Source organism: Desulfobacterales bacterium (assembly GCA_029211065.1).
Lineage (GTDB): Bacteria > Desulfobacterota > Desulfobacteria > Desulfobacterales > JARGFK01 > JARGFK01.
Map to the genome: position 1 here is coordinate 1 of JARGFK010000171.1, position 5,909 is coordinate 5,909.

Below are 5,909 nucleotides of genomic sequence, written 5' to 3' on the forward strand. Positions count from 1 at the left end.
CTTTACGAAAAATAGTTTGACAATTACTTCTCAAGGCCCACCAAACCCTACTTTACAAACTGACCGAGAATTGCTGGTTGGCCGCATCAAGAATTGACACAAATAGCCGCTTCTGATACCTGTCAAATCTGATGGTGAATACCTTTGCAGAAGGCCCCTTTTGCGTTATTCCGACACTTTTTTGTGGAATGCGGTGCATATCGCCAGAGAGCGGGAAAACCCGCAATGGCGGGTTCGCCTTTTTTGGGCTTAATAAAAACGAGCATTTTTCAAAAGTTGCGACCGTTTAAGAGAAAGGAGCTGTTAACATGCGAAAGCTGCGAATCGGTGCGTTGATTTCCGGGGGAGGTTCCAATTTGCAGGCCGTTATCGACGCCTGTGAAGCCGGCAGGATAAATGGGGAAGTGGTATTTGTCGGATCGGACAATCCCAAGGCCTTCGGTCTTGAACGGGCAAAAAAACATAAAATTGATACTTTTACAGTCGATTATGCATCCATTATCCGAAGCTATCGTCAAGACCCGGAAAGGGCTTTCGTGCCGGACGATTTTAGCCTTGCTGCAATTGCCGCCCGGCAAACCATCGTGCCGGCCGGCAGGGATGCCGCAAAGCTCAAAGCGTTTCTGATTACACGGGCGATCGCTGAAGCCGAATTGCTGAAAAAAATGAAGCCTTATCCCTTTGACCTGCTGATACTGGCCGGTTTTATGCGGAATTTAACACCTTATTTTATCGACAGGGTCAATACCGTCCCGGATGAAATCCGCATCATGAACATTCACCCGGCGCTGCTGCCCGCGTTTCCCGGGGTGGATGGCTACGGCGATACGTTTCGCTATGGATCTAAAGTGGGGGGCTGTACGGTCCATTTTATCGACTATGGTGAGGATTCGGGCCCGATCATCGGTCAGCGGGCGTTTAGGATAGACGAAAATGATACGCTCGAGAGCATCAAGGCCAAGGGGCTGGAACTCGAATGGGAGCTCTACCCGGAATGTATCCAGCTGTTTGCGGAAGGACGCCTGAAAACCGAAAAAATGAAGTATAAAATGAAAGGTGGTACATTCCAAAGAACCGTTGTCAAAATCAGCGGCAAGTGACCTGAAGGAATCCGGGAATGTCTCAGATGGCCATCTTTCTGGTGCTGCTTTCCGCATCGATTCATGTCGGCTGGAATTTTTTAACCAAAACCAGTCCCAGTCCGAAAACCTTCACGCTTTTAACGGGCATCTTTGCCATTGGCTTTTTTTTAGTCGCTGTTCCCTTCATTTCCTTCAATGAGATTCCGCCCGTTGTCTGGCTGTATATCGTCCTTTCCGGCGGGATTCATACCGTATATTTCATTGCCCTGAGCAGCGCCTATGAAACCGGTGATATTTCCTTTGTTTACCCCATTGCGCGATCATCACCGGCATTTGTTGCAATTGCTGCATTTTTCATGCTGGGGGAAACCGTTTCAAAACAGGGCGCGATCGGTATCGGAATCGTTATCGGGTGTGTATTCCTGATTCAACTCAGGGGAGAAGGCCGGACGGGGCTGAAGAAGTTTCTCTCTTCGGTTAAACAAAAGGACTGCATGTGGGCATTTATTACCCTGGCTGCGGTGGTGGCTTACACGCTGGTTGACAAAGCCGGAATGGTTGCATTCAGCCAGGCGAAGGCGGTAGCTTCCGGTACCCGGGGACTCATTTACTATCTGTTGCAAATGACGCTTTGCTACCTATTTTATTTGATCTTCAACCGGCAGCGCATCCGGCCGGCGTTCGATTGCATCCTGAGGCGTGAATGGCCCAAAGCTGCGGCTGCAGCACTGGGCACCATGGCTTCATACACCCTGATCCTGCATGTCATGCAAACCGAAACAGTGAGCTATATCGTTGCCCTGCGGCAATCAAGCGTGCTGATGGCCGTTTTGGCAGGAGGGATCGGGCTTAGAGAGCCGTCCGGCCGCTGGCGGTTTTTTTGGGCAAGCGTCATGTTGGCGGGGTTTTATCTGGTGGCAACGGCACAGTAGTATTTTCCGACCGTATGAACGTTTGAATGATATCCAGCAGCGGCGGTTTCAGCGGCCGCCACTTTGGATGAAGCGCCTTGTCCTGGTGCCATGAAAATTCAACCATTTCATAACGCTCCGGGATAAGGTGCTGGTTCTGATCTCCATAGGTTTTGGACGGATAATGCTCAATAAATATCATGCGGTGGGGATCGATCCGAAACGTCTGTGTTACACGGGTGGCCACATGTCCGGCACAACTGCGGACGGACATTTTACTGTCCGCCACATCAGAAACAATTATTAGAAAAGGCTTCAGGTACGTCAGGCTGCCGGCTTCTCCTTTTCTGAGGTCATAGATGCGCAGCCGGCATTTGCCGCTTCCCAGGCGAAGCGTGCCGCCAAAACCTTCCCAGCTGAAAATATCATCGTGAATACGCATGCGGTTTGTGTTTCAAATTGTCAGGCCGTTGTTATTAAGAGGATACAGCTATCATTCACACGAAGCCTATTTTAAACAATCCATCTAAGTTATGCTATCGCAAAGTTCTTTTCCGTTCAGCCTTGCATCGCCGGAAGGAATGGTATAAGTAAGCTGGGCCTAAAAAACTGTTGAAATGGATTTTTATATACTACAAAAGCTTATGACAAACAATAATGAAGCAATCCACCGCCTGTGTGCAGATGAGACTGAGACTATTCTCATAGGTACCGCCCATGTGTCCAGGGAAAGCGCCGATCTGGTCGTCGACGTAATCAAAACGGAAAAACCGGATACGGTCTGCCTGGAGCTTTGCGAATCCAGGTATCAGTCCATTCGCCAGAAAGACCGCTGGCGTGAAATGGATATTATAAAAGTCATTAAAGAAAAAAAAGCTTTTTTACTGCTTTCAAATCTTCTGCTGGCTTCTTTTCAAAAGAAAATCGCGAATAAGTTCGGCATCCAACCCGGCCAGGAAATGTTCGATGCCATTGCGGCAGCAGAGACGGTGGGTGCGGATATCTATCTGGCCGACCGGGATATCCGCATAACGCTCTCACGCATATGGCGCAGCATGGGCTGCTGGCAAAAGTTTAAACTTCTGTTTCAACTGATATTATCGACCGGAGAACTGGATGATATCAGCGAAGCGGACATCGAAAAAATGAAACAGCAGGATGTTTTAGAGGCTCTGCTGTTGGAAGTGGAAGCGTCCCTTCCGGTCCTGAGACAGATTCTGATCGATGAAAGGGACCGATACCTGGCCCATAAAATAAGGACGGCTCCCGGACATAAAAAAGTGGCGGTGGTGGGTGCGGGACATGTCCCCGGCATTAAAAAGTACTGGAACGACGTCATTGATGTGGGCTCACTGGAAAAGCTGCCGCCCAAGAGCAAGGCCGCCGGATTCTTTAAATGGTTTCTGCCGCTGGGAATCGGGGTGCTGCTGATTAGCGGTTTTTACATCGGCGGCGCAAAGGCCGGAACCCAGATGCTCAAATGGTGGATAGTCGTCAATGGGGTGCTGGCCGGCCTGGGGGCCGTGCTGGCCCTGGCGCATCCCTTCACGATTTTGTCGGCGGTTTTGGCCGCCCCTATCACCTCATTAAATCCCATGATTGCGGCCGGATGGGTATCCGGACTGGTGGAAGCGGTTTCCAGAAAGCCCAAGGTCAAGGATTTTGAAAGTTTATCCGAGGATATCCTCTCCATCAAAGGATTCTGGAAAAACAAGGTGACTCGGGTTCTGCTGGTGGTGGTGTTCACCAACCTGGGAAGCTCCATCGGCACCTTTGTTGCCATTCCCCTCATGGCCAAGGTGTTTTAGAAGCCATATTTAAGCATTTTGGCTCTGTGGGGTAAACTTCAGACCGACTTCGTTTTCCTGCTCCCAAATAATTTCAGCTTCCACCATCCGGGTGTCGCCGTCGGAGAATTCCAAAACGCCGGAAACCTTTTTGTCCATGATGGGCTCACCGTCATTTTTAAAGCGGAGTCCTTCCTTGGACATGTCCAGCACTTCGTATGAATGGGTTCCGATTTTAAGTGTGGCTTTGTCTTTCGGGGCATAAATCAGATTGTATCTGAAATATTGTCTGCGTTCAGGTCCGTCATACTTTGTTTTTTTCATTTTATTTGTTTTAAATCCTTTCAGTGATCAGTTCCCCGTCCGTTTTTTTGCCAGCAAGCTGCGACAAACGCGCCGGTATCGAGATTTTGCGAACGTCCGCGGAGTTCCTTTTCAACGGCCTCATCAGGAGGATCTTCCTTTTCAAAATAGACGGCCGTTTTTGCATTGCCGCCAGAAGGGCCGTAACTGAGCAGCTCCCGGGGGGATCTGAAATGTGCATTTTCCAGAATATGCTTCTGGCCCCGTTGGGTTTTAGCCTTGCGGCGGCCGGCCCAGGGGCTGAGACGGTTCAAAGTGGCAACCACGACCAGGCCCCCCTGCCGGGTGACGCGAAAGAGCTCATTTACGGCTTTTGGGGCATCCTTGATGAACTCCAGCGCCGTTATCGAAACCGTTTTGTCAAAAGTGTTGTCGTAAAAAGGCAAATTCAGCATGTCTCCCTGAACGCCCTGGAAGGGATCTCCGCCGGCTTTTTTCCGGGCCTGATGGAGCATGGGGCTGGAAAGTTCAAGACCCACCACCCGGGCGCCGGCCGAGAGAAGATCGCGTGTAAAGATCCCCGTACCGCAGCCGGCATCGAGTATTTTTTCGTCCGGTGCAGGGCTTAAGAGTTCGTTGACCAGACCGCCTTCAAACTCCTTTATGAGCCGGCCGATGGGGGTCGTGAACCATTGATCGTACCGCTCCGGCCAGTCGTCAAAAAGTTTTTTTGTCGCCATGTTAAAAGCGTTTCCTTCACCGTCCCGGGGGAATGTTCAGCGGCTTACCGGCACGGCCTTTCAGAAGCCTCTTCCCGGGACCATTTTTCCACGAAAAATTCTGTAAGCTCAATATTCATGCCGGCCTTTTGCGATGCTTCCACCAGCAGATTCCGCGTGGCGTCGACCTTGGGCTGGTTCCGGAGGAGGGCATAGATTTTGACGGCACGCTTAAAATACCCGACGGCCAGTTCCGCATAGCCCCGGCTGAGGTGGACGGATCCGATCGCGGCCAGATCGTCGGCCGTGCCCATGTAATAAGAAGATGACCGATCGGCGGACAGGGCCGCTTTGAAATGATGGATGGCTTCACCGGGGCGGTCTGTTTTTACCATTAAAGTCCCCAGCGCAAAATTGACAGCGGCTGTTTCCGGAAGGTTGAGCGGATCCGTGTTTTTAAGAGCGGCATCCAGAAGGCTTTGGGCACGCGGATAGTCGCCTTTTTTTAACAGGAGCACACCCTGGTTCCGCAGCAGGGGGCCAAAAAGCTTGGGGTTGCCTGCGGCAATTTTTTCAGCCCGGGCGATTTCGTTGGCAGCTTCTTCAAACCTGTTGACGTCTATGAGAGCGGCGGCTTTATTTGTAAGCGACTGCAGGGCTCCGTCCTGATTTTTCAGATCCATATAGGCGATGTAGGCTTCCTCATAAAACAGGAGGGCGCTGTTAAGATCGCTGACCGCCCGATAGACATTTCCGATATTATTCATGATCATGGCGCTGCCGGCCATATGGTCGGAAGCGGTAAAGCGTTCGTGCGCTTTAAAAAAATGCGCCAGCGCCTGGGGGTAGCATCCCCGTTGATAGCGGTCGTTGCCTTTAATGAGTTCATTCGCACCGGCTGTGCTGTCAGGGGGCAATGAATTCTTGAGGGTATTTCCCCCGGCGCAGGCGCACAGCAGCAGCGCCAAAAACCATATCATCAGGCTTGTTTTACCTTTCATAGTTGCCTCGTAAAATTTGTAATATTATTTATACTGGGTATGCAGTTAACTCAACCGCCCACTATATGTAGAGGGTTACCTCCAATAATCATTTGGCGCGACACAG

Annotated in this window: 7 protein-coding genes; 3 read left to right on the forward strand and 4 right to left on the reverse strand. The window is 50.8% G+C overall.

Going from position 1 to position 5,909, the window contains the following annotated elements; genetic code table 11:
- Positions 1-308 precede the first annotated feature (308 nt).
- Both purN and P1P89_21720 read left to right on the forward strand, forming a co-directional pair.
- Positions 309-1,100 (forward strand): phosphoribosylglycinamide formyltransferase, encoded by a 792-nt coding sequence (gene purN / locus P1P89_21715; protein MDF1594136.1) that lies wholly within the window; start codon positions 309-311, stop codon positions 1,098-1,100.
- A 17-nt stretch (positions 1,101-1,117) separates the two neighbouring features.
- Positions 1,118-2,014, forward strand: coding sequence for an EamA family transporter (locus P1P89_21720; protein MDF1594137.1), 897 nt, complete (start codon positions 1,118-1,120; stop codon positions 2,012-2,014).
- On the opposite strand, the gene P1P89_21725 is transcribed toward P1P89_21720, so the two are convergent.
- Positions 1,974-2,435, reverse strand: coding sequence for a hypothetical protein (locus P1P89_21725; protein MDF1594138.1), 462 nt, complete (start codon positions 2,433-2,435; stop codon positions 1,974-1,976). The two genes, P1P89_21720 and P1P89_21725, sit on opposite strands and share 41 nt — an antisense overlap.
- Before the next feature lie 202 nt (positions 2,436-2,637).
- On the opposite strand from P1P89_21725, the gene P1P89_21730 reads away from it, so the two are divergent.
- Positions 2,638-3,801 (forward strand): TraB/GumN family protein, encoded by a 1,164-nt coding sequence (locus tag P1P89_21730; protein ID MDF1594139.1) that lies wholly within the window; start codon positions 2,638-2,640, stop codon positions 3,799-3,801.
- 9 nt (positions 3,802-3,810) lie between these two features.
- Here P1P89_21730 and P1P89_21735 read toward each other — a convergent pair whose 3' ends face one another.
- From P1P89_21735 to P1P89_21745, 3 genes are read right to left on the reverse strand one after another with little or no spacing between them, the layout of a single operon-like run.
- Positions 3,811-4,104: a PilZ domain-containing protein gene (locus P1P89_21735; GenBank protein ID MDF1594140.1), complete on the reverse strand. Its 294-nt coding sequence runs from the start codon at positions 4,102-4,104 to the stop codon at positions 3,811-3,813.
- 20 nt (positions 4,105-4,124) lie between these two features.
- On the reverse strand, positions 4,125-4,823 hold the full coding sequence (locus tag P1P89_21740) for a class I SAM-dependent methyltransferase (protein MDF1594141.1): 699 nt from the start codon (positions 4,821-4,823) through the stop codon (positions 4,125-4,127).
- A gap of 44 nt (positions 4,824-4,867) precedes the next feature.
- Entirely contained in the window at positions 4,868-5,803 is a 936-nt protein-coding gene (locus tag P1P89_21745; GenBank protein MDF1594142.1) for a tetratricopeptide repeat protein, read from the reverse strand.
- Between the last annotated feature and the right edge of the window lie 106 nt (positions 5,804-5,909).

Coding starts and splice junctions, on each gene's coding strand:
- purN (MDF1594136.1), top strand. CDS start 309: ATGCGAAAGCTGCGAATCGGTGCGTTGATTTCCGGGGGAGGTTCCAAT.
- P1P89_21730 (MDF1594139.1), top strand. CDS start 2,638: ATGACAAACAATAATGAAGCAATCCACCGCCTGTGTGCAGATGAGACT.
- P1P89_21720 (MDF1594137.1), top strand. CDS start 1,118: ATGTCTCAGATGGCCATCTTTCTGGTGCTGCTTTCCGCATCGATTCAT.
- P1P89_21745 (MDF1594142.1), bottom strand. CDS start 5,803: ATGAAAGGTAAAACAAGCCTGATGATATGGTTTTTGGCGCTGCTGCTG.
- P1P89_21725 (MDF1594138.1), bottom strand. CDS start 2,435: ATGCGTATTCACGATGATATTTTCAGCTGGGAAGGTTTTGGCGGCACG.
- P1P89_21735 (MDF1594140.1), bottom strand. CDS start 4,104: ATGAAAAAAACAAAGTATGACGGACCTGAACGCAGACAATATTTCAGA.
- P1P89_21740 (MDF1594141.1), bottom strand. CDS start 4,823: ATGGCGACAAAAAAACTTTTTGACGACTGGCCGGAGCGGTACGATCAA.